19 protein-coding genes are annotated in these 21,058 nt (G+C 63.2%); 16 read left to right on the top strand and 3 right to left on the bottom strand.

All coding sequences use genetic code 11. From position 1 onward, the window contains the following. Positions 1-12: 12 nt before the first annotated feature. Positions 13-1,014, bottom strand: coding sequence for a metalloregulator ArsR/SmtB family transcription factor (locus tag A9513_RS31950; protein WP_065327932.1), 1,002 nt, complete (start codon positions 1,012-1,014; stop codon positions 13-15). A 225-nt stretch (positions 1,015-1,239) separates the two neighbouring features. On the opposite strand from A9513_RS31950, the gene tkt reads away from it, so the two are divergent. The 8 genes from tkt to A9513_RS31905 all read left to right on the top strand — a co-directional run bounded on the left by tkt (position 1,240) and on the right by A9513_RS31905 (position 9,346). Next, on the top strand, positions 1,240-3,237 hold the full coding sequence (tkt, locus tag A9513_RS31945; protein ID WP_065327931.1) for a transketolase: 1,998 nt from the start codon (positions 1,240-1,242) through the stop codon (positions 3,235-3,237). Positions 3,238-3,296: 59 nt separating this feature from the next. After that, positions 3,297-4,343, top strand: coding sequence for an erythrose-4-phosphate dehydrogenase (gene epd, locus A9513_RS31940; protein WP_024764158.1), 1,047 nt, complete (start codon positions 3,297-3,299; stop codon positions 4,341-4,343). Positions 4,344-4,371: 28 nt separating this feature from the next. Further along, positions 4,372-5,535 (top strand): phosphoglycerate kinase, encoded by a 1,164-nt coding sequence (locus A9513_RS31935; RefSeq protein WP_024764157.1) that lies wholly within the window; start codon positions 4,372-4,374, stop codon positions 5,533-5,535. A gap of 422 nt (positions 5,536-5,957) precedes the next feature. Then, complete coding sequence (locus A9513_RS31925; RefSeq protein WP_065327929.1) at positions 5,958-6,293, top strand: MliC family protein; 336 nt, start codon at positions 5,958-5,960, stop codon at positions 6,291-6,293. A gap of 120 nt (positions 6,294-6,413) precedes the next feature. Further along, a complete protein-coding gene (gene fba, locus A9513_RS31920; protein ID WP_024764154.1) occupies positions 6,414-7,478 on the top strand; it encodes a class II fructose-bisphosphate aldolase in 1,065 nt (354 codons plus the stop codon). 102 nt (positions 7,479-7,580) lie between these two features. Continuing rightward, a complete protein-coding gene (locus A9513_RS31915) occupies positions 7,581-7,994 on the top strand; it encodes a hypothetical protein (RefSeq protein ID WP_065327928.1) in 414 nt (137 codons plus the stop codon). A gap of 37 nt (positions 7,995-8,031) precedes the next feature. Next, complete coding sequence (locus tag A9513_RS31910) at positions 8,032-8,802, top strand: class I SAM-dependent methyltransferase (RefSeq protein ID WP_065327927.1); 771 nt, start codon at positions 8,032-8,034, stop codon at positions 8,800-8,802. Between the two features lie 49 nt (positions 8,803-8,851). Then, positions 8,852-9,346, top strand: coding sequence for a YgjP-like metallopeptidase domain-containing protein (locus tag A9513_RS31905; protein WP_054911084.1), 495 nt, complete (start codon positions 8,852-8,854; stop codon positions 9,344-9,346). Here the strand turns inward: A9513_RS31905 and A9513_RS31900 are convergent. Continuing rightward, entirely contained in the window at positions 9,340-9,807 is a 468-nt protein-coding gene (locus A9513_RS31900; RefSeq protein WP_065327926.1) for a hypothetical protein, read from the bottom strand. The genes A9513_RS31905 and A9513_RS31900 overlap by 7 nt on opposite strands. A 176-nt stretch (positions 9,808-9,983) precedes the next feature. Next, positions 9,984-12,416, bottom strand: coding sequence for a penicillin-binding protein 1A (locus tag A9513_RS31895; protein ID WP_065327925.1), 2,433 nt, complete (start codon positions 12,414-12,416; stop codon positions 9,984-9,986). 185 nt (positions 12,417-12,601) lie between these two features. Between A9513_RS31895 and A9513_RS31890 the strand changes: the two genes are divergently transcribed. The 8 genes from A9513_RS31890 to A9513_RS31855 are packed head-to-tail and all read left to right on the top strand — an operon-like array spanning position 12,602 to position 20,989. Further along, entirely contained in the window at positions 12,602-13,666 is a 1,065-nt protein-coding gene (locus tag A9513_RS31890; RefSeq protein WP_024764148.1) for a pilus assembly protein PilM, read from the top strand. Beyond that, positions 13,666-14,259 (top strand): type 4a pilus biogenesis protein PilN, encoded by a 594-nt coding sequence (pilN, locus tag A9513_RS31885; protein ID WP_065327924.1) that lies wholly within the window; start codon positions 13,666-13,668, stop codon positions 14,257-14,259. The genes A9513_RS31890 and pilN overlap by 1 nt, the downstream gene beginning before the upstream one ends. After that, the gene (gene pilO, locus A9513_RS31880) at positions 14,256-14,906 is read left to right on the top strand and encodes a type 4a pilus biogenesis protein PilO (RefSeq protein WP_065327923.1); all 651 of its coding nucleotides are present in this window, start codon (positions 14,256-14,258) and stop codon (positions 14,904-14,906) included. Before pilN ends, pilO begins: the two co-directional genes overlap by 4 nt. Continuing rightward, the gene (pilP, locus tag A9513_RS31875; protein WP_065327922.1) at positions 14,903-15,427 is read left to right on the top strand and encodes a type 4a pilus biogenesis lipoprotein PilP; all 525 of its coding nucleotides are present in this window, start codon (positions 14,903-14,905) and stop codon (positions 15,425-15,427) included. The genes pilO and pilP overlap by 4 nt, the downstream gene beginning before the upstream one ends. Positions 15,428-15,480: 53 nt before the next feature. After that, positions 15,481-17,610 carry a type IV pilus secretin PilQ gene (gene pilQ, locus A9513_RS31870; protein WP_065327921.1) on the top strand — a complete coding sequence of 710 codons (2,130 nt, stop codon included), beginning with the start codon at positions 15,481-15,483 and terminating at the stop codon, positions 17,608-17,610. An 8-nt stretch (positions 17,611-17,618) separates the two neighbouring features. Continuing rightward, the gene (aroK, locus tag A9513_RS31865) at positions 17,619-18,137 is read left to right on the top strand and encodes a shikimate kinase AroK (RefSeq protein WP_024764144.1); all 519 of its coding nucleotides are present in this window, start codon (positions 17,619-17,621) and stop codon (positions 18,135-18,137) included. 50 nt (positions 18,138-18,187) lie between these two features. Next, positions 18,188-19,294 (top strand): 3-dehydroquinate synthase, encoded by a 1,107-nt coding sequence (aroB, locus tag A9513_RS31860; RefSeq protein WP_024764143.1) that lies wholly within the window; start codon positions 18,188-18,190, stop codon positions 19,292-19,294. A 6-nt stretch (positions 19,295-19,300) separates the two neighbouring features. After that, complete coding sequence (locus A9513_RS31855) at positions 19,301-20,989, top strand: AAA family ATPase (protein ID WP_065327920.1); 1,689 nt, start codon at positions 19,301-19,303, stop codon at positions 20,987-20,989. Positions 20,990-21,058 lie beyond the last annotated feature (69 nt).

The raw sequence follows: 21,058 nt of genomic DNA, 5'->3' as shown, positions 1-21,058 counted from the left end.
GGTTCCTATCATTTACCGGTGGGTGAGGACGCTTCGCGAATCCGGTTTGGCGAAGTGCCGCACCTGGATCTGAAAGCCATTGCGTAAACCGATGTACACACTTTCGCCGGACGCGAGCCCGGCGGCGTCGGCCCAGCGGGCCAGGTCTTCCTGTTCGAACCCCAGCCAGAGATCGCCACAGGCCTCGCGGGCCCAGCTCTGGTCGTGGCTGCAGAGTTCGGTCACCAGCAGGCTGCCACCGGGTTTCACCAGGTGTGCCAGCTGCTTCATGGCCTCCGCCGGTGCGGCGAAGTGATGCAGCACCATGTTCAGCACCACACAGTCCGCCGCGTCGTCGACGTCCTGCAGGGCGTCGCCCAGCCGCAGCCGGACGTTGTTCAATCCATCGCTGGCGCAACGTTGCCGCGCCATTGCAAGCATGGTCTCGCTGTTGTCCAGCGCCGTGACCTGATCGAAACGCCGGGCCAGCTCGGGGAGAAACCCGCCGTCGCCGGGGCCGACTTCCAGCGCCGTGGCGCCGGCGGCGAAGCTCAGTGCATCGAGCAGCGCCAGTACGCTTTCGCGGTATTGCGGCAGTCCTGCGATCAGGTCCTGGGTCGCCTGGAACTTCTCCGCACTACGGGCGAAATAGTCGCGGCTCACGGCGGCACGTTGGGCGTGTACGCCGTCGACCCGGGCGCTGACGTCATCGGCCAGCGCCAGTTCGTCCACTTCTTCGAGCAGCGCCCCGTGCAGCGTGCCGCCCAGGCTTTCACCCTGGGGCAGGGCGCGGCGATAGAAGATCGCGTTGCCTTCGCGACGGGTAGCGACCAGGCCGGCCTGGGCCAGCACCTTCAGGTGATGGCTCATGCCCGACTGACGTACGCCGAAGATATGTGCCAGTTCCAGTACGCCGAACGAATCGTTGGCCAGCACCCGCAGCACGTTCAGCCGCAGCGGGTCGCCGCCGGCCTTGCACAGGGCAGCCAACTGGTCGCAATCGTCGTGGCGGATTTCGGGCAGGCGCAGACTCATGGGTTGCGCAGTCTAGTCATGGCCTTCGGGGTCGGCAAGGGCTGTATCAAAAAGTTTTGATATTGCCGGATGAGTGGTTTTTGATCAGCCCACGGCGATAAACCGGTGCCCTGTGTCAGGCATCTGCCGATCTGTCATTGCCCCACAGGGGCCGGCTGGGCGAAAATACCGGCCTTTTTTCATTCCCTTCGATCTTTCGAAGCAGCCCCCGCAGGAGATTCAGCGATGCCCAGCCGTCGTGAGCGAGCCAACGCCATCCGCGCACTCAGCATGGATGCCGTGCAGAAAGCCAACAGCGGCCATCCTGGCGCCCCCATGGGCATGGCGGATATCGCCGAAGTCCTCTGGCGCGACTATCTCAAGCACAACCCGAGCAACCCGCAGTGGGCCGACCGCGACCGCTTCGTGCTGTCCAACGGCCACGGCTCGATGCTGATCTACTCGCTGCTGCACCTCACCGGCTACGACGTCACCGTCGATGACCTGAAGAACTTCCGCCAGATGCACTCGCGTACCCCGGGCCACCCGGAGTACGGCTATACCGCTGGCGTCGAGACCACCACCGGCCCGCTGGGCCAGGGCATCGCCAATGCCGTGGGCATGGCGCTGGCCGAAAAAGTACTGGCTGCGCAGTTCAACCGCGACGGCCACAGCATCGTCGACCACTACACCTACGCCTTCCTGGGCGACGGCTGCATGATGGAGGGCATCTCCCATGAAGTCGCCTCGCTGGCCGGCACCCTGCGCCTGAACAAGCTGATCGCCTTCTACGACGACAACGGCATCTCCATCGATGGCGAAGTCCACGGCTGGTTCACCGACGACACCCCCAAGCGCTTCGAAGCCTACGGCTGGCAGGTGATCCGCAACGTCGACGGGCATGACGCCGACGAGATCAAGACCGCCATCGACACCGCCCGCAAGAGCGACGCGCCGACCCTGATCTGCTGCAAGACCATCATCGGCTTCGGTTCGCCGAACAAGCAGGGCAAGGAAGAAAGCCACGGCGCCGCCCTGGGCGTCGACGAAGTGGCCGCCACCCGCGCTGCGCTGGGCTGGAACCACGGCCCGTTCGAAATCCCGGCGGACATCTACGCCGAGTGGAGCGCCAAGGACAGCGGCGCCACCCGCGAAGCCGAGTGGAACAAGCGCTTCGCTGCCTACCAGGCCGCGCACCCGAAACTGGCCGCCGAGTTCGAGCGCCGTGTGGCCGGTGAGCTGCCCGCCGACTTCGCCGAGAAGGCTGCTGCCTACGTCGCCGACGTCGCCCTGAAGGGTGAGACCATCGCCAGCCGCAAGGCCAGCCAGAACGCCCTGAACGCCTTCGGCCCGCTGCTGCCGGAACTGCTGGGCGGCTCCGCCGACCTCGCCGGTTCCAACCTGACCCTGTGGAAGGGCTGCAAGGGTGTGAGCGCCGACGATGCCAACGGCAACTACCTGTTCTACGGCGTGCGCGAGTTCGGCATGAGCGCCATCATGAACGGCGTGGCCCTGCACGGCGGCTTCATCCCCTACGGCGCAACCTTCCTGATCTTCATGGAATACGCCCGCAACGCGGTGCGCATGTCCGCCCTGATGAAGCAGCGCGTGCTGTACGTGTTCACCCACGACTCCATCGGTCTGGGCGAAGACGGCCCGACCCACCAGCCGATCGAGCAACTGGCCAGCCTGCGCCTGACCCCGAACCTGGACACCTGGCGCCCGGCCGATGCCGTGGAATCCGCGGTGGCCTGGAAGTACGCCATCGAGCGCGCCGACGGCCCGTCCGCACTGATCTTCAGCCGCCAGAACCTGCCGCACCAGCCGCGCGACGCCGCCCAACTGGCCGATGTGGCCCGTGGCGCCTACGTGCTGAAAGACTGCGACGGCGAGCCGGAACTGATCCTGATCGCCACCGGCTCCGAAGTCGGCCTGGCCGTGCAGGCGTTCGACAAGCTCAGCGCCGAAGGCCGCAAGGTGCGCGTGGTCTCCATGCCGTCCACCAGCGTCTTCGACCAGCAGGACGCCGGCTACAAGCAGGCCGTGCTGCCGGTACAGGTCGGTGCGCGCATTGCCATCGAAGCGGCCCACGCCGACTATTGGTACAAGTATGTGGGCCTGGAAGGCCGCGTGATCGGCATGACCACCTTCGGTGAGTCGGCCCCGGCCCCGGCGCTGTTCGAACACTTCGGCTTCACCGTCGAGAACGTGCTGGAAGTCGCCGCCGAGCTGCTCGAAGCCTGACGAGCGCCTGAGCCTGCCGGGGTGCGTTACGCCCCGGCAGCGATCACCAAGGGATAACAATGTCCAAGCGCCCTTACCGAGTTGCCCTCAACGGCTACGGCCGTATTGGCCGCTGCGTGTTCCGTGCCCTGCACGAACGCGGCGCCAAGGCCGGTTTCTCCATCGTCGCGCTGAACGACCTGGCGGACCTGGCCAGCCTGGAATACCTGACCCGCTTCGACTCCACCCACGGCCGCTTCCCCGGCGAGGTGAGCGTGGCCGACGGCTGCCTGCATGTAGGCGGCGACTGCGTGAAGGTGTTCCGCGAAGCCGAACCCGAGGCGATCGACTGGCGTGCCCTGGACATCGACCTGGTGCTGGAATGCTCCGGCGTCTACAACACCCGCGCCGATGGTGAGCGCTTCCTCACCGCGGGTGCGTCGCGGGTGCTGTTCTCGCAGCCGATGGCCAGCGAGGCGGATATCGACGCCACCGTGGTCTTCGGTATCAACCAGCAAGAGCTCTCCGGCGCCGAGACGCTGGTGTCCAACGCCTCCTGCACCACCAACTGCAGCGTGCCGCTGCTCAAGCTGCTGAACGAGGCCGTGGGCATCGAGTACGTCTCGATCACCACCATCCACTCGGCGATGAACGACCAGCCGGTGATCGACGCCTACCACCACGAAGATCTGCGCCGCACGCGTTCGGCCTTCCAGTCGGTGATCCCGGTGTCCACGGGGCTGGCGCGCGGCATTGAGCGCCTGCTGCCGGAACTCGCCGGGCGAATCCAGGCCAAAGCCATTCGGGTGCCGACGGTGAACGTCTCAGCCCTGGACATCACCCTGCAGGTCTCCCGCGATACGTCCGCCGAGGAGATCAACCGCGTGCTGCGCCAGGCTGCCGCCGAAGGCCCGCTGAAAGGCCTGCTGGCGTACACCGAGCTGCCCCACGCCAGCTGCGATTTCAATCATGACCCGCACTCGGCCATCGTCGATGGCAGCCAGACTCGCGTTTCCGGCCCTCGCCTGGTGAACGTGCTGGCCTGGTTCGACAACGAGTGGGGGTTCGCCAACCGCATGCTCGACACCGCAGGGCACTTCCTGCACGTCGCCGCTACTGAACGTTAATCAAACAGCCCCTACAGGACTGACTGTCATGACCGTGTTGAAGATGACCGACCTCGACCTCAAAGGTAAGCGCGTACTGATCCGCGAAGACCTCAACGTTCCGGTGAAGGACGGTGTGGTCAAGAGCGACGCGCGTATCCTGGCCTCGCTGCCGACCATCAAGCTGGCCCTGGAGAAGGGCGCGGCGGTAATGGTCTGCTCGCACCTGGGCCGCCCGACCGAAGGTGAATTCTCCGAAGAGAACAGCCTGCAGCCGGTCGCCGACTACCTGTCCAAGGCCCTGGGCCGCACTGTGCCGCTGGTCAGGGATTACCTGGGCGGCGTCGAGGTGAAGCCGGGTGAAGTCGTGCTGTTCGAGAACGTGCGCTTCAACAAGGGCGAGAAGAAGAACGCTGACGAGCTGGCCCAGCAATACGCCGCCCTGTGCGACGTGTTCGTCATGGACGCCTTCGGCACCGCCCACCGCGCCGAGGGTTCCACCCACGGTGTAGCCAAGTTCGCCAAGGTCGCTGCCGCTGGCCCGCTGCTGGCCGCCGAACTGGAAGCCCTGGGCAAGGCGCTGGGTAATCCAGCGCGCCCGATGGCGGCCATCGTCGCCGGCTCCAAGGTGTCGACCAAGCTCGACGTACTGAACAGCCTGGCGCAGATCTGTGACCAGTTGATCGTCGGTGGCGGTATCGCCAACACCTTCCTTGCCGCGGCAGGCCACAAGGTCGGCAAGTCCCTGTACGAGGCCGACCTGGTCGATACCGCCAAGGCCATTGCCGCCAAGGTCAGCGTACCGCTGCCGGTGGACGTGGTGGTTGCCAAGGAATTCGCCGAGACTGCCGTTGCTACCGTCAAGGACATTGCTGACGTGGCCGACGATGACATGATCCTGGATATCGGTCCGAAGACGGCGGCCCAGTTCGCCGAGTTGCTGAAGACTTCCAGGACCATCCTCTGGAACGGTCCGGTCGGCGTGTTCGAGTTCGACCAGTTCGGCGAAGGCACCAAGACCCTGGCCAAGGCCATCGCCGAAGGTTCCGCCTTCAGCATCGCCGGCGGTGGCGACACCCTGGCTGCCATCGACAAGTACGGCATCGGCGAGCAGATTTCCTACATTTCCACCGGTGGTGGCGCCTTCCTTGAGTTCGTCGAGGGCAAGGTCCTGCCGGCCGTCGAAGTGCTGGAACAGCGCGCCAAGGCCTGACCTGGGGCGTTGCCGGGCGACAGTAAAGCAAACCTCCGCGGCATCCTCGGGTCACAAGCCTAGTATGGATGCCAAGGAGAACGGTCATGCGAGCTGTCACCCCTTTGTTGTCGTTTTGCCTCGTGCTGGTGGGTTGCGCCGGAGGCGGCGGGACGCCCAGTACCTGTGAAGTGATGAGCCCGCCCCCGGTCATGGTGCCTTCGGACCAGAACCGCGAGCGGGTGGAAAGCCAGAGCAGCGGCGATCCGACCCCTGACCAGAAGCCGGTGAACTGCCCCTGAGGCCTCGTCCGGCGGTCGGGTTCACGAACTGGCAGTGCCGCCCGCGCCCTGGCGTAGGCGGCACTGGCGTTCCTGCGGCGGGACGGGCAATCTGGCGCATTGGATATCCGGCGGCGCGTCCGTCCGAAGGAGAGTCGCCCGATGCTGCGTTATATCGTCCCGGCCCTGGCCCTATTGCTGGTGGCGGGCTGCTCGAGCCATTCGTCCGGCGGCAAGGCGGCTTCGGGTAGTGGCTGGAACCACTGGGTCTGCGACAGCAAGGCCGAGGTGCAGTGGCGCTACGTCGATCCCAGCAAGTCGGTGGTCGACCTGAAGCTGGGTGAGGACGACGTGGTCCATCACCTGGAAGAGGAACCCGGCGGTTCCGGCGCTTTCTATAGCGACGGGCTGATCGGCTTGAGCATCAAAGGCGACCAGGGTCTGGTCTACTGGGTCGAGAGCAACGACCTGATCGGCCGTGGTTGCAAGGCGCCCTGAGCGCCGATTGTCCGGCGTGCGCCGGAAGGCTTGAACACGGCCTGTCCCTGCGGCAGGCTTCCAAACATGTAGTTAAGGGGCTCGTGTAACCGAGCCTGACTTCTGGGAGAAGCGAAGACCATGGCACTCATCAGCATGCGCCAAATGCTGGACCACGCCGCCGAGTTCGGCTACGGCGTTCCGGCTTTCAACGTCAATAACCTGGAGCAGATGCGCGCCATCATGGAAGCGGCCGACAAGACCGATTCTCCGGTGATCGTGCAGGCCTCCGCCGGTGCCCGCAAATACGCCGGTGCGCCTTTCCTGCGCCACCTGATTCTCGCGGCCATTGAAGAATTCCCGCACATCCCGGTGTGCATGCACCAGGACCACGGCACCAGCCCCGACGTCTGCCAGCGTTCCATCCAGCTGGGCTTCAGCTCGGTGATGATGGACGGCTCGCTGAAGGAAGACGGCAAGACCCCGGCCGACTACGAGTACAACGTCCGCGTGACCCAGCAGACCGTTGCCTTCGCCCATGCCTGCGGCGTGTCCGTGGAAGGTGAGCTGGGCTGCCTGGGCTCCCTGGAAACCGGCATGGCCGGCGAAGAAGACGGCGTTGGCGCCGAAGGCGTGCTGGATCACAGCCAGTTGCTGACCGACCCGGAAGAGGCTGCGGACTTCGTCAAGAAGACCCAGGTCGACGCCCTGGCCATCGCCATCGGCACCAGCCACGGCGCCTACAAGTTCACCAAGCCGCCGACCGGCGACGTGCTTTCCATCGAGCGCATCAAGGAAATCCACAAGCGCATCCCCAACACCCACCTGGTGATGCACGGCTCCTCCTCGGTGCCGCAAGAGTGGCTGAAGGTGATCAACGAGTTCGGCGGCGACATCAAGGAAACCTACGGGGTGCCGGTCGAGGAAATCGTCGAAGGTATCAAGCACGGTGTGCGCAAGGTCAACATCGACACCGACCTGCGCCTGGCTTCCACCGGCGCCATCCGCCGCATGATGGCCGAGCAGCCGAGCGAGTTCGACCCGCGCAAGTTCTTCGCCAAGACCATCGTCGCCATGCGTGATATCTGCATCGCCCGCTACGAAGCCTTCGGCACCGCCGGCCATGCCTCGAAGATCAAGCCGATCTCCCTGGAAGGCATGTTCCAGCGTTACGCCAAGGGTGAGCTGGTGTCGAAGGTCAACTGATCTCGAGCCCGGTTCCCGCTCTCGCTCTGTTTCTGAAGAGTTGAAGAGTTGAAGAGCCCCGCCCTGCGGGGCTCTTTCGTATCCGCCAGAAGGAAATCGCCGATGTTGCGCGCCTTGTTTTCCGTCTTGCTGCTGGCGCTTCTCGCGGGTTGTTCGCTGTCCCCGGCACAGCCCCCCGCGCCAGCGCCCAAGCCGCCCGTGGATCTGCCCGTGGATGCGCAGAACTGCCTGACGCACCAGGAGTGCACGCTGAAGACCTCGCGCACCCTGCTGTTCGTCTTCGACTATGCCGAAGCGGGCGCCGCGCTGGTGGAAAATGAAAACCGCGTGCTCAGTACCCCGGAAAAGGCGCCGAAGAAGGGCTGGCCGGCGATCCGCATCCAGTTGGCCGATCCGGATGGCGGTCGCTTCGAGTTCTCCAGCGAATGCCGGCAGAAGCGCTGCCTTATCAAGGAATCGCGCCTGCTCAGCTGCTACCGTAGTTATCTGGACGGAAAAGCCTGCCGGTTCCGCTGAGCGCTGGTGCTCCGGCCGGACGGGCTCTGGAGGCACGATGACGGATGTACACGGCAGTGCGCGGGAGGGGTTCTCCCGCGAAGCTAAGACCTACGCCCACGGGCGTCCGGATTATCCCGACGAGCTGCTCGGCTGGCTCGGCGAAGAGCTGGAGATCGGCGCGGGCAGGAGCGTTGTCGATCTTGGCGCAGGCACCGGGAAGTTCACCACGCTACTGCTGCGCACGGGGGCGCAGGTCACTGCCATCGAGCCGGTGGCAGCGATGCGGGAGCAGCTCAGTGCGGCGCTGCCTGCCGTGAAGGCGCTGAATGGCACGGCACAGGCGATACCTCTGGCGGCAGAGAGCATCGATGCACTGACTTGCGCACAGGCCTTCCACTGGTTCGCCGACGCGCGGGCGCTGGAGGAAATCCATCGCGTCCTGCGGCCGGGCGGCCATCTTGGCCTGGTCTGGAACGTGCGCGACGAGCGGGTCGATTGGGTGGCCCAGGTGACGCGGATTCTCGAGCGCTACGAAGGCAGCACGCCGCGCTTCCACACCGGGCAATGGCGCCGCGCCTTTGCCGGGTCGCGCTTCGAGGAACTGCGGTTGCGCGAGTTCAGCTACCAGCACCTCGGCCCGCCGGAGCAGGTCATAGTCGCACGCACCCTCTCGGTGAGCTTCATCGCGGCGCTGCCTGACGAGCAGAAGCAGCGTGTCGCCGATCAGCTGCACGAGCTGATCGCCACGCACCCGGCGCTGAAAGGGCGCAGCGAAATTGCCTTCCCATACCGCACCGAGGCCTACAGCACCCGCGCGTTGGCCTGAACGGCGAATGCGGTAGACTGGCGGACGTTTTCTCCGCCAGTCGTTTCCCATGCAGCCGCTTCGCTATCTCCAGGCCTATCCGCCACAGCTCCAGGACCAGGTGCGCCAGCTCATCGAGCAGGACCGCCTCGGCGAGTATCTGGAGCGCCGCTACCCCGGTCGCCACGACGTGCAGAGCGACAAGGCGCTGTACAGCTATGCCATGGACCTCAAGCAGCAGTACATGCGCACTGCGCCCGCGGTGGACAAGGTGCTCTACGACAACAAGCTGGACGTGGTGCAGCGGGCGCTTGGCCTGAATACGGCGATCTCGCGAGTGCAGGGCGGCAAGCTCAAGGCGAAGAAGGAGATCCGTGTTGCCTCGTTGTTCAAGGAGGCAGCTCCCGAGTTCCTGCAGATGATCGTCGTCCACGAGTTGGCGCACCTGAAGGAGCGCGATCACAGCAAGTCCTTCTACCAGCTCTGCGAGCACATGCTGCCCGGTTATCACCAGCTGGAGTTCGACCTGCGCGTCTACCTGACCTGGCGCGACTTGCCTCAGTAGTAGAGGCGCCCGAGGTAGAACAGCCCCAGGCACCACGGCAGCAGCAAGGCGAGGCCCAGGTAACGCAGCGCTTTGCGCGGGCCGCGCTCGCCCTGGTTCAGCCAATGGATGCCCGCCAATATCAGTGCATAGACCGCCAGACCCGCCAGCAGCCACTCATATTGCTCCGTTGTGGGCGAAACCGGGCCGAGATGGGTGTGGGTCAGGTGCCACGCGCAAAGGATGATGGCCGGCACGAGCAGTAGCAGTGCCACCAGAACTCGCCCTGCGAGGCGCAGCAGGAAGGCGATGAACAGCCCGGCCAGGCCGGCGCTGGCAATCAGCACGGTGAACGCCTGGTCGAGGTAGACGAGGTCAGGCGCCGGCTCGAGTGAGCGTGGCTGTGCGAGCAGGCGCAACAGGGGCGCGCCGAGCAGAAGGACGATCAGGCAGAACAGCCAGCCAGTCAGAGGGCGCGGCATTCGAATCTCCTGATGAAGTTGCTGCGGGAAGCCCCTGACGTGCCGGATGGGGTCGGTCGCCTGGGGTTGTTCACCGCCGCAAAGCCCAGATTAATCAATGCTTTGGCTAAATGCCATGATTTTGTCGGGAATGATTCCCGAAAATGAGAAGGCCCCTCCTGGGAGGGGCCTTTCTGTCAGAACAGGTCTATCGGTGCTTCTTCATCCGCCGGCATACCGCTTTGGGGGGCGCTCCCTCCCGGAGCCAGCTCTCTCGTTGATGGCGGGGTATCCTCGTTCTTGAATAGCTCGAAGTACGCTCCTGGTGTGCCCGGTGGTGCCGCGCGTCCGGTGTAAGGGTCGATGCGCAGGCTGACCATGCCGGGCGGCTCGGGCAGCAGATGCGAAGGCTTGTCCTTGAGCGCCGCGCCCATGTAGCGCATCCAGATCGGCAGGGCCACGTTACCGCCGTACTCGGCGCGGCCAAGGCTTTCCGGCTGATCGAAGCCCACCCACACGGTGGTCATGAAATCGGCGTTGAAGCCGGAGAACCAGGCATCCTTCGACTCGTTGGTGGTGCCGGTCTTGCCTGCCAGATCGTCGCGCTTGAGCGCCAGCGCGCGGCGGCCGGTGCCGCGCTTGATCACGTCCTGCAGCATGCTGGTCATGATGTACGCGGTACGGGCGTCGAGGACGCGTTCGGCTGCCGCCGGTTCGATCGTGGTCCTGGCTTGGCTCGGGTCGTCATTGCCGAAGGCGTCGGTAGCGGCCGGTTGCGGCTGTGCCTGTACCTGCTCCCCGTCGTGGGGAATGCTGGGTGGGTTGGCCTGGTAAAGCACCTGGCCGTCGCGGCTTTCGATGCGCTGGACGATATAGGGTGAAACCTTGAACCCGCCATTGGCGAAGACGGTCCAGGCGCTGGCGATCTCCATCGGGGTCAGGGTCGCGGTTCCCAGGGCCATGGACAGGTTGGGCGGCAGGTCCTCCTTGTTCAGGCCGAACTTGCTGATGCAGTCGCGCGCGCGATTGACGCCCAGGGCTTGGAGAATGCGGATCGAGACCATGTTGCGCGACTTGTAGAGCGCTTCACGCATGGGAATCGGGCCGAGGAAAGTATTGGTGTCGTTCTTCGGGCGCCAGACCTTGTCCAGGTACTCGTCGTAGAACACCACCGGTGCATCGTTGATCAGCGAGGCGGCAGTGAAGCCGTTGTCCAGTGCGCAGCTGTAGATGAACGGCTTGAAGCTAGAGCCGGGCTGGCGACGGGCCTGGGTGGCGCGGTTGTAGTTGCTCTGTTCGAAGGAGAAGCCACCGACCAGCGCCATGATCGCGCCGTCCTGCGGGTTCAGCGACACCAGGGCGCTCTGAGCGGCAGGTACCTGGGTCAGGCGCAGCGAGCCGTCGTCCTTGCGTTGCACGCGAATTACATCGCCGGCTTGCACCACATCGCTGGGCTGGCTGGGCATGCGGCCCATGCTGTTGTTGCTCAGGTACGGGCGGGCCCACTTCATGCCGTCCCAGCTCAGGGCCTCTTCCTTGCCGTCGCGGGTCATGACCATGGCACCGCTTTTCTCGACCTGGACAACGATGGCCGGTTCCAGGCCGCCCAGCGGGCGCTGCTGTGCGATAGCCTGGCGCCAGGCGTCGCGGGTCTTGCCAGGCAGGCGGGTTTCGGGGCCGCGGTAGCCGTGGCGCTGGTCGTAATCCTGCAGGCCTTCGCGCAGGGCGGTATTGGCGTCTTCCTGCAGATCGCTGCGTACGGTGGTGTAGACGCGATAGCCTTCGGTATAGGCGTCGCCGCCAAAGCGGCCGACCAGCTCGGCGCGGGCCATCTCGGCGATGTAGGGGGCAGCCAGTTCCGGAGTCTGGACGTGGTAGGAAGCGCCGACCGGTTCCTGGATGGCTGCCTGGTAGCGTTGCTGGTCGATGAAGCCGAGCTTGAGCATGCGCTCGAGGATCCAATTGCGACGTTCCAGGCTGCGCGCGGCATTCGCCAGTGGGTTGTAGCGCGAAGGCGCCTTGGGCAGGCCGGCGATCATCGCCATCTGGGCCAGGCTCAAGTCCTTGATGGACTTGCCGTAGTAGACCTGGGCCGCGGCCTCGACGCCGTAGGCGCGGTTGCCCAGGTAGATCTTGTTCACGTAGAGCTCGAGGATCTCGTCCTTGGTGAGCGAACGTTCGATCTGCAGGGCGAGCAATATCTCGTTGATCTTGCGGGAGAAACTGCGCTCGTTGGTGAGGAAGTAGTTCTTCGCGACCTGCATGGTGATGGTGCTGCCGCCGGTCTGGATGTGCCCAGTCTTCAATAATTGCGCGGCAGCACGCATCAGGCTTTTGACGTCCACGCCATAATGGTTGGCGAAATTGTCATCTTCAGCCGATAACAGTGCGTGGGTGAAATCCGGGGGGATTTCAGCAAATCGAATCGGCGTTCGGCGCATCTCGCCAAACTCTGCTATCAATTTGTTATCAGCACTGTACACCCGCAGCGGCATCTGCAATCGCACGTTGCGCAAGGCCTCCACGGAAGGGAGGTTCGGGCTGAGGTACAGATAGGCGCCGCTGAAACTGAGCAGCACTCCACAAATAATGGTGACGCAAGTCCACCACAGAAACTTCAGCAGGCGCATCGGAAGGTCTTGGATTTCCAGAGAAAAGAAAGAGTTAAGCGGATGGTGCGGTAAAAAGGGAAAAGCTGATCACATTATAAGCAGTTTTTTTGCTGGCGAGCCATTTGCGAAGCTGTCAAGTCTGGTATCTAATGTGGAAAAACATAAATCGTCCGTAAGTCTCGGATGCTGATAGGAAATCAGTCGTGCTAGGGCTCTTCAATAAGAAAGCGAACACGCTGCTGGGGATAGACATCAGTTCGACTTCGGTCAAACTTCTCGAATTGAGCCGCTCTGGAGGCCGCTACAAGGTAGAGGCCTACGCTGTCGAGCCGCTCCCGCCCAATGCAGTGGTAGAAAAGAACATCGCTGAGCTGGAGGGTGTCGGCCAGGCGTTGTCACGTGTGGTCGCCAAGGCGCGGACCGCTGTGAAAACGTCTGCGGTCGCGGTTGCCGGCTCGGCGGTCATCACCAAAACCATCGAGATGGACGGCGGACTCTCGGACGACGAGCTGGAAAACCAGCTCAAGATCGAGGCCGACCAGTACATCCCCTATCCCCTCGAAGAGGTTGCCATCGACTTCGAGGTGCAAGGCACGTCCGCGCGCAACGCAGAGCGCGTCGATGTTCTTCTTGCCGCTTGCCGCAAGGAAAACGTCGAGGTGCGCGAAGCTGCGCTGGCGCTCGCGGGTCTGACAGCCAAGGTCGTCGACGTCGAAGCCTATGCGCTGGAGCGAGCATTCAGTCTGCTGGGAGACCAGCTGGGCGGCAATGCCGACGAGCTCACAGTTGCGGTGGTCGATATCGGCGCCACCATGACCACGCTGAGCGTCCTGCACCACGGACGCACCATCTATACGCGCGAACAGCTCTTCGGTGGGCGTCAGTTGACCGAGGAAATCCAGCGTCGCTATGGCCTGTCGGTCGAAGAAGCTGGCCTTGCCAAGAAGCAGGGCGGTCTTCCGGATGACTACGACAGCGAAGTGCTGCAACCGTTCAAGGATGCCGTGGTCCAGCAGGTGTCCCGTTCCTTGCAGTTCTTTTTCGCCGCCGGTCAGTTCAACGATGTGGATTACATCCTGCTGGCGGGTGGCACTGCGTCCATCCCTGACCTGGATCGCCTGATCCAGCAGAAGATCGGTACTCCGACCCTGGTGGCCAACCCGTTCGCCGACATGGTGCTGAGCGGCAAGGTCAACGCCGGTGCGCTGGCCAGCGATGCGCCGGCGCTGATGATTGCCTGCGGTCTGGCGATGAGGAGTTTCGACTGATGGCTCGCATCAACTTATTGCCCTGGCGAGAGCAACTGCGCGAGGAACGCAAGCAACGCTTCCTGGTGATCCTCGGTGTTGTGCTGCTGGCCTCCGGGGCCCTGATTTTCCTGGGGGACCAGTACTTCAATTCGGCCATCGAGAACCAGAGTGCGCGCAATGACTTCCTGCGCAAGGAAATCGCCGTGCTGGATGCCCGGATCAAGGAGATCAGCGAGCTGAAGACCCGTCGCCAGCAGTTGCTGGAAAGGATGAAGATCATCCAGGACCTGCAGGGCAACCGCCCGATCATTGGCCGGGTGTTCGATCAGCTGGTCCGCACCTTGCCCGATGGCGTGTTCTTCACCGAGCTGAAGATGTCCGGGAAGTCGATTTCCATTGCGGGGGCGGCCGAATCCAACAATCGCGTCTCCAACCTGATGCGTAACCTGGATGCATCGGAGTGGCTGATGTCGCCGAACCTCACCGAAGTGAAGGCCGTCACTCAGGGCGCACTGGATCAGGCGAACGTCTTCCAGTTGACCGTGCAGCAGACCCAGCCCGGCGGCGAGGATCAGAACAAGACCAGCGCCGCGCAAGGAGCCAAGAAATGAGTCTGGCCAGTTCTCTGGAGAGCTTGCGCAAGATCGATATCAACGATCTTGACCTGAACAACCTCGGCTCCTGGCCGGCAGCGGTCAAGTTCATCGCCTGCGTACTGGTGATGGCTGTGGTACTGGTGCTCGGGTACAACTTCCACCTGAAGGATCTGCAGGATCAGCTGGACCGCAATCGCGACGAGGAGCAGACCCTCAAGCAGCAGTTCTCGACCAAGGCCTTCCAGGCGGCAAACCTGGACGCCTACAAGGTACAGATGAAGGAAATGGAAGAGTCCTTCGGTGCCTTGCTGCGTCAACTGCCGAGCGATACCGAGGTGCCTGGGCTGCTGGAAGACATCACCCGCACCGGTCTGGGCAGTGGCCTGGAGTTCGAAGAGATCAAGCTGCTGCCGGAAGTTACCCAGCAATTCTACATCGAGCTGCCGATCCAGATCAGCGTTGTAGGGGGGTATCACGACCTGGCTACCTTCGTCAGCGGTGTGGCCAGCCTGCCACGGATCGTGACGCTGCATGATTTCGACATCAAGCCGGCCAGCCCGGACAGCACCTCGAAGCTGCGCATGAGCATTCTGGCGAAGACCTATCGGTACAACGACAAGGGCGTGAAAGCTACTGTCCCGGCTGCAGGAGCGAATAAATGAGGGTGCGCCTGATCATTTGCAGTTTCCTGCTTCTGACCTTGAACGGCTGTGGCTCGGGAAGCGATTTCGCCGATTTGCAAGCCTACATGGATGAGGTCCGCGCTCGTCCGAAGGGCGCCATCGAGCCGCTGCCCAAGTTCCAGGCGTATGAGGCGTTCACCTACAGCGCCTCGTCCCTGCGCAGTCCGTTCCAGCCTCCGGTGAAGATCGATCTTGCGGTCAAGCAGAAGGGTAATAGGGTCATCAAGCCCGATGAAACCCGGGTCAGGCAGTTCCTCGAAGGCTTCAACATCGAGACTTTCGAAATGGTCGGTACTCTGGCCAAGGACAGTCAGGTATTTGCCCTTGTGAAAGGTGCAGGAGGGGTGCACCGGGTACGAGTGGGTGACTACCTTGGGCGCAACGACGGCAAGATCGTTGCGATCAGCGAAGCCAAGATCGACGTGATTGAAATCGTTCCTGATGGTGAGGGTGGCTGGCTGGAGCGTCCGCGCAGCCTGACTCTCAAGGAACGCTCCTAAGGGCGGGGATGAACATGGATAACAAACAGCAGTCTGCACGACGGATTCAGACGATGAATAGAACGCTTTCCCGCCTGGGCATTTCCGTGCTCCTGGCCGTATTTGCACCGACTCTGCTGGCTGCAAACCTGCAGAGCGTCGACGTGGCGGCCCTGCCGGGCGACCGTGTGGAGCTCAAGCTGGGCTTCGACGAGCCGGTAGCCGCGCCGCGTGGCTATACCATCGAACAGCCTGCGCGCATTGCATTGGACCTGCCGGGCGTGCAGAACAAGCTGGGTAGCAAGAATCGCGAGTTGGGTGTCGGTAATGCCCGTAGTCTGACTGTGGTCGAGGCCAAAGATCGCACGCGTCTGATCGTGAACCTGACCACTCTGGTCCCTTACAGCACCCGTGCTGACGGCTCCAACCTTTATGTCGTAGTAGGTGGTTCGGCCAAAAACTCGACGGCCAGCGTTGCGGCGGCGTCGACATCTGTCCCGATCACGCGGCCGGCCGCACCTAGGCCGTACATTCCGGTGGGCAAGGCTATTCGTAATGTTGATTTCCAGCGGGGCGAGCAGGGCGAAGGCAATGTCGTGATCGATCTGTCCGATCCGACCGTCAGCCCGGATATCCAGGAGCAGGGCGGCAAGATTCGTCTGGACTTCCCGCGTACCCAATTGCCGGACAACCTACGTGTACGCCTGGATGTGAAGGACTTCGCCACTCCGGTGCAGTTCGTCAACGCATCGGCAGTAGGTGATAAGGCCAGCATCACCATTGAGCCGACCGGGCTATACGACTATTTGGTCTATCAGACCGATAACCGCATGACGGTCAGCATCAAGCCTCTGACCCAGGACGATGCGGAGAAGCGCAAGAAGGACAGCTTCGCCTACTCCGGCGAGAAGCTGTCGCTGAACTTCCAAGACATTGATGTGCGGTCGGTGCTGCAGCTTATTGCTGACTTCACCGACCTCAACCTGGTGGCTTCCGATACAGTGCAGGGCAATATCACCCTGCGTCTGCAGAACGTACCGTGGGATCAGGCTCTGGATCTGGTGCTCAAGACCAAGGGCCTGGACAAGCGTAAGGTTGGCAACGTGCTGCTGGTCGCGCCGGCCGATGAGATCGCGGCTCGTGAGCGTCAGGAGTTGGAGGCGCAAAAGCAGATTTCCGAGCTGGCGCCGCTGCGTCGTGAGCTGATTCAGGTGAACTATGCCAAGGCTGCCGACATTGCCAAACTGTTCAACTCTGTAACGGGGGGCGCGGGCGCTGGTGCTCAGCCCGATACTCGCGGGTCTATCACTGTCGATGATCGCACCAATGCTATCATCGCGTACCAGACTCAGGATCGTCTGGACGAGCTGCGTCGGATTGTTGCTCAGCTGGATATTCCGGTGCGCCAAGTCATGATCGAAGCGCGCATTGTTGAGGCCTCGGTGGATTACAGCAAAAGCCTGGGTGTTCGTTGGGGTGGCGCTTTCACCTTTGGTAACTGGGCCAGTTGGGGTAAGGATGGCAATATTGGTACTGGTGGTACCGCCGGTGCTGGCTGTGGCCCATTTGTCAACGGATGTACTCTGCCGACATCTGGAAGCAATTCCCCGACTCCATCGGTTGATCTCGGGGCAACCAATGCCACCTCTGGTATCGGTATCGGCTTCGTTTCCAACAACGCAATTCTCGACTTGCAACTCTCTGCGATGGAGAAGGGCGGCAACGGCGAGGTCGTTTCCCAGCCGAAAGTCGTTACTTCCGACAAGGAAACCGCAAAGATCCTCAAGGGCTCGGAGATTCCGTACCAGGAAGCCAGCTCCAGTGGCGCGACCTCGGTGTCCTTCAAGGAGGCGGCACTGTCCTTGGAGGTGACCCCACAGATCACGCCGGACAACCGCATCATCATGGAAGTGAAGGTCAACAAGGATGAGCCGGACTACGCCAATGCGCTCAATGGTGTTCCTCCGATCAAGAAGAACGAAGTGAATGCCAAGGTGCTGGTCAATGATGGCGAGACCATCGTGATCGGTGGTGTATTCTCCAATACGCAGACTAAGGCGACCGACAAGGTTCCGTTCCTGGGTGACGTTCCGGTGCTGGGCCGACTGTTCCGTCGGGATTCGGTAACCGACAGCAAGAACGAGCTACTGGTTTTCCTTACCCCGCGGATCATGAATAATCAGGCCATTGCAGTCGGCCGTTGATCAATGTCGTGTCCAATTTGATTCTGGTAGGCCCGATGGGGGCTGGTAAAAGCACCATCGGGCGTCTTCTCGCCAAAGAGCTTCACCTCGTCTTCAAAGATTCGGATAAAGAGATCGAGCAGCGCTGCGGAGCCAACATCCCCTGGATATTCGATGTCGAGGGCGAGGCGGGCTTCCGTGAGCGTGAGCAGGCGATGCTGGCCGAGTTGTGCGATGAAGGGGGCATGGTCATTGCCACCGGTGGCGGCGCGGTGATGCGCGACGCCAATAGGCTCATCCTCAAGGCCGGCGGCAAGGTGATCTACCTGCACGCCTCGGTCGAGCAGCAGATTTCCCGCACGGCGCGCGACAAGAATCGCCCGCTGCTGCAGAAGCCCAATCCGGACCAGATCCTTCGTGATCTCATGCAGATGCGCGACCCGCTCTATCGCGAAATCGCCGACGTGATCATCGAAACCGACGAGCGGCCTCCACGCCTGGTCGTTCTGGAGATTCTGGAGCGGTTGCGTGAGCTTGAGCGCCATTAACGGCGCTGCAATCTGCGGTATCCTAGTCCCCTTTCTTGCCTGGGGGTTTCATGCGCACACTCAACGTCGATCTGGCCGATCGCAGCTACCCGATCTACATCGGTGAAGGGCTGCTGGACGATCCGCGCTACTTCGAGCCGCATATTCGCGGCCGCCAGGTAGCCATCGTCACCAACGAAACCATCGCGCCGCTGTACCTGGATCGACTGCAGAAGACCCTGGCCGGCTACAAGGTCACCACGGTCGTGCTCCCCGACGGCGAGGCCTACAAGCAGTGGGAAACCCTGCAACTGATCTTCGATGGCCTGCTGACCGCGCGCCATGACCGCAAGACCACCCTGATCGCACTGGGCGGTGGCGTCATCGGCGACATGACCGGTTTCGCGGCGGCCTGTTACCAGCGTGGTGTCGACTTTATCCAGGTGCCGACCACCCTGCTGTCCCAGGTGGACTCCTCGGTCGGCGGCAAGACCGGCATCAACCACCCGCTGGGCAAGAACATGGTCGGGGCCTTCTACCAGCCCCAGGCCGTGGTCATCGATACCGCGACCCTGAAGACCCTGCCGCCGCGCGAGCTGTCGGCGGGCTTGGCGGAAGTGGTCAAGTACGGCTTCATCTGCGACGAGCCCTTCCTCACTTGGCTGGAAGCGCACATGGATGACCTCCTGGCGTTGGAGCCCACCGCGCTGACCGAGGCCATCGAGCGCTCCTGCGCCGCCAAGGCGCGAGTGGTCGGCGCCGACGAGAAGGAAACCGGCGTCCGCGCCACGCTCAACCTGGGCCACACCTTCGGCCACGCCATCGAGACCCACATGGGTTATGGCGTCTGGTTGCACGGTGAGGCGGTGGGGGCGGGAACCGTGATGGCACTTGAGATGTCGCATCGGCTGGGATGGCTGACAAAGGCCGAACTCGACCGCGGTATCCGCCTGCTTGCTGCGGCGAAACTGCCGGTGGTCCCGCCGCAGGAAATGAACGCCGAGCATTTTCTCGAGCACATGGCTGTCGACAAGAAAGTGCTCGATGGCCGTTTGCGTCTGGTATTGCTCCAAGGGCTGGGGGGCGCGGTCGTGACCGCCGAATTCCCCCGTGAGATTCTGGAAGAAACACTGCGCGCTGACTACCAGGCACTGGTCGGTCAGGCAGGAGAACACTGAGGTCCCATGTCCAGCTTGCATGCCGATGAGGCCTTCCTGGCCCACTACCAGTTCAGTCACGATCCGTTCGCACCGCGGGTCCCGGGCTTCAAGTTCTTCCCGGCGCAGCGCAAGCCCGTACTGGGCCAGCTGCACCACCTGGCGCGTTACAGCCACCTGCTGCTGGCCGTCACCGGCCCGCTGGGCAGCGGCAAGACGCTGCTGCGCCAGGCGCTGGTGGCCAGCACCAACAAGGACGCCGTCTCCAGTGTGGTGATTTCCGGTCGCTCAGTGACCGACGAAGCCACTCTGCTGCGACAGCTCGCGCAAGGCCTGGGTATCACCCAGACCAGCATCGAGGCGATCCTCGCCAAGGTCGCCCAGTTGGCGATCACCGGGCAGGACGTTTATCTGCTGGTGGACGACGCCGAGCAACTGCGCGACGACGCCCTCGAAGTCCTGCTGCTGCTGGCTGCCGGCAACTCCGAAGCGCGCCTGCACGTCTTCCTGTTCGGCGAGCCCGAGTTGCTGTCGCGCCTGGAAGTGCTGTCCGAAGGCGAGGAGCGCTTCCATGCCATCGAACTGCAACCCTACAGCGAGGAAGAGACCCGCGAGTACCTAGCGCAGCGCCTGGAAGGCGCGGGGCAGGGCATCGAGCTGATCTCCGCCGACCTGCTGGCCGACATTCACGAACAATCCGGTGGTTGGCCGGGCACTATCAACCAGACCGCCCGCGACGCGATGATCGAGGCGATGCTGGCGGATCGTAGCGGCGAGCGCAAAGCGGCCGGTGCCGGCTTCAAGCTGCCGAAGAAACATCTGGCCATCCTGGGCGTGGTCGCGATTGGCGTCATCGCTGCCTGGTTCATGCAGGGCAAGACCACCAAGCCGGAGACAGCGAGCAGCACCGCTGCGCAGACTTCGTCGCAACTGCCGCTGAATGGCGCTGCACCGCAGCCGAACGCTCAGCCGCAGCCTGATGCCCAGGGTAATGGCCCGTCGGTGGAGTTCGCCGGTTCCAACCAGCCGCTGCCGCTGCCGCTGGTAGGCGAAAGCCAGCCGGTGATCCGCGAGCCGATGGCCCAGGCCGGCGGCCAGGAGGATGCCGACGAAGGCGCCATGCCGTCCGCGGCCATTCCGCCGACCGTGACCACGACCGCGCCGCCGGTGACTCCGCTGGCCAATAACGGCCCTAAACCGCTGAACCCGGTTCCGCCGGCCCCCGCCCAACAGCAGGCCGCTATCCAGCCCACGCCGACTCCGGCGGCTACGCCGCGCCCGGAGCCGGTCAAGCCGGCCGCTACCGCACCGGCCAAGCCTGTCCAGACTGCCAAGCCGGCAGCGTCCAAACCTGCCACCACCGTTGCCAGCGCCAAGCCGGCGACCGCCGCCAGCAAGCCCGTCGCAGCCGTCGGCAGTGCCGGCGGCAGCAGCTGGTATCAGTCCCAGGCCGGGTCGCGCTACTCCGTGCAGGTGCTGGGCACCGGTTCCGAAGCCAGTGCCAAGGCCTTCATCAGCCAGCAGGGCGGCGGCGAGTACCGCTACTTCCGCAAGAACCTGCAGGGCAAGCCGTTCTATGTGGTGACCTACGGCAACTTCGCTGACCGTAATGCCGCCCAGGCTGCGATCAAGAAGCTGCCGGCGAAGATCCAGGCCTCCAAGCCCTGGGCCCGACCCTTCTCCAGCATCCAGCAGGACATCGCCGGGGCGCGCTGAAAGGTTGCACTGTCGCAATACTGAAAAAGCCGAGCCCCATACCCTGGGTCTCGGCTTTTTTATTGGCTT

The organism is Pseudomonas sp. AU12215 (genome assembly GCF_001675465.2).
Taxonomy (GTDB): Bacteria; Pseudomonadota; Gammaproteobacteria; order Pseudomonadales; family Pseudomonadaceae; genus Pseudomonas; species Pseudomonas nitroreducens.
Note: the sequence above shows the minus strand (reverse complement) of the source record. Positions and strands in the feature narration are given on the sequence as shown.

Coding starts and splice junctions, on each gene's coding strand:
- pilQ (WP_065327921.1), top strand. CDS start 15,481: ATGAATAGAACGCTTTCCCGCCTGGGCATTTCCGTGCTCCTGGCCGTA.
- tkt (WP_065327931.1), top strand. CDS start 1,240: ATGCCCAGCCGTCGTGAGCGAGCCAACGCCATCCGCGCACTCAGCATG.
- pilO (WP_065327923.1), top strand. CDS start 14,256: ATGAGTCTGGCCAGTTCTCTGGAGAGCTTGCGCAAGATCGATATCAAC.
- A9513_RS31905 (WP_054911084.1), top strand. CDS start 8,852: ATGCAGCCGCTTCGCTATCTCCAGGCCTATCCGCCACAGCTCCAGGAC.
- A9513_RS31855 (WP_065327920.1), top strand. CDS start 19,301: ATGTCCAGCTTGCATGCCGATGAGGCCTTCCTGGCCCACTACCAGTTC.
- A9513_RS31950 (WP_065327932.1), bottom strand. CDS start 1,014: ATGAGTCTGCGCCTGCCCGAAATCCGCCACGACGATTGCGACCAGTTG.
- epd (WP_024764158.1), top strand. CDS start 3,297: ATGTCCAAGCGCCCTTACCGAGTTGCCCTCAACGGCTACGGCCGTATT.
- A9513_RS31935 (WP_024764157.1), top strand. CDS start 4,372: ATGACCGTGTTGAAGATGACCGACCTCGACCTCAAAGGTAAGCGCGTA.
- A9513_RS31915 (WP_065327928.1), top strand. CDS start 7,581: ATGTTGCGCGCCTTGTTTTCCGTCTTGCTGCTGGCGCTTCTCGCGGGT.
- pilN (WP_065327924.1), top strand. CDS start 13,666: ATGGCTCGCATCAACTTATTGCCCTGGCGAGAGCAACTGCGCGAGGAA.
- aroB (WP_024764143.1), top strand. CDS start 18,188: ATGCGCACACTCAACGTCGATCTGGCCGATCGCAGCTACCCGATCTAC.
- A9513_RS31910 (WP_065327927.1), top strand. CDS start 8,032: ATGACGGATGTACACGGCAGTGCGCGGGAGGGGTTCTCCCGCGAAGCT.
- pilP (WP_065327922.1), top strand. CDS start 14,903: ATGAGGGTGCGCCTGATCATTTGCAGTTTCCTGCTTCTGACCTTGAAC.
- fba (WP_024764154.1), top strand. CDS start 6,414: ATGGCACTCATCAGCATGCGCCAAATGCTGGACCACGCCGCCGAGTTC.
- A9513_RS31925 (WP_065327929.1), top strand. CDS start 5,958: ATGCTGCGTTATATCGTCCCGGCCCTGGCCCTATTGCTGGTGGCGGGC.
- A9513_RS31895 (WP_065327925.1), bottom strand. CDS start 12,416: ATGCGCCTGCTGAAGTTTCTGTGGTGGACTTGCGTCACCATTATTTGT.
- A9513_RS31900 (WP_065327926.1), bottom strand. CDS start 9,807: ATGCCGCGCCCTCTGACTGGCTGGCTGTTCTGCCTGATCGTCCTTCTG.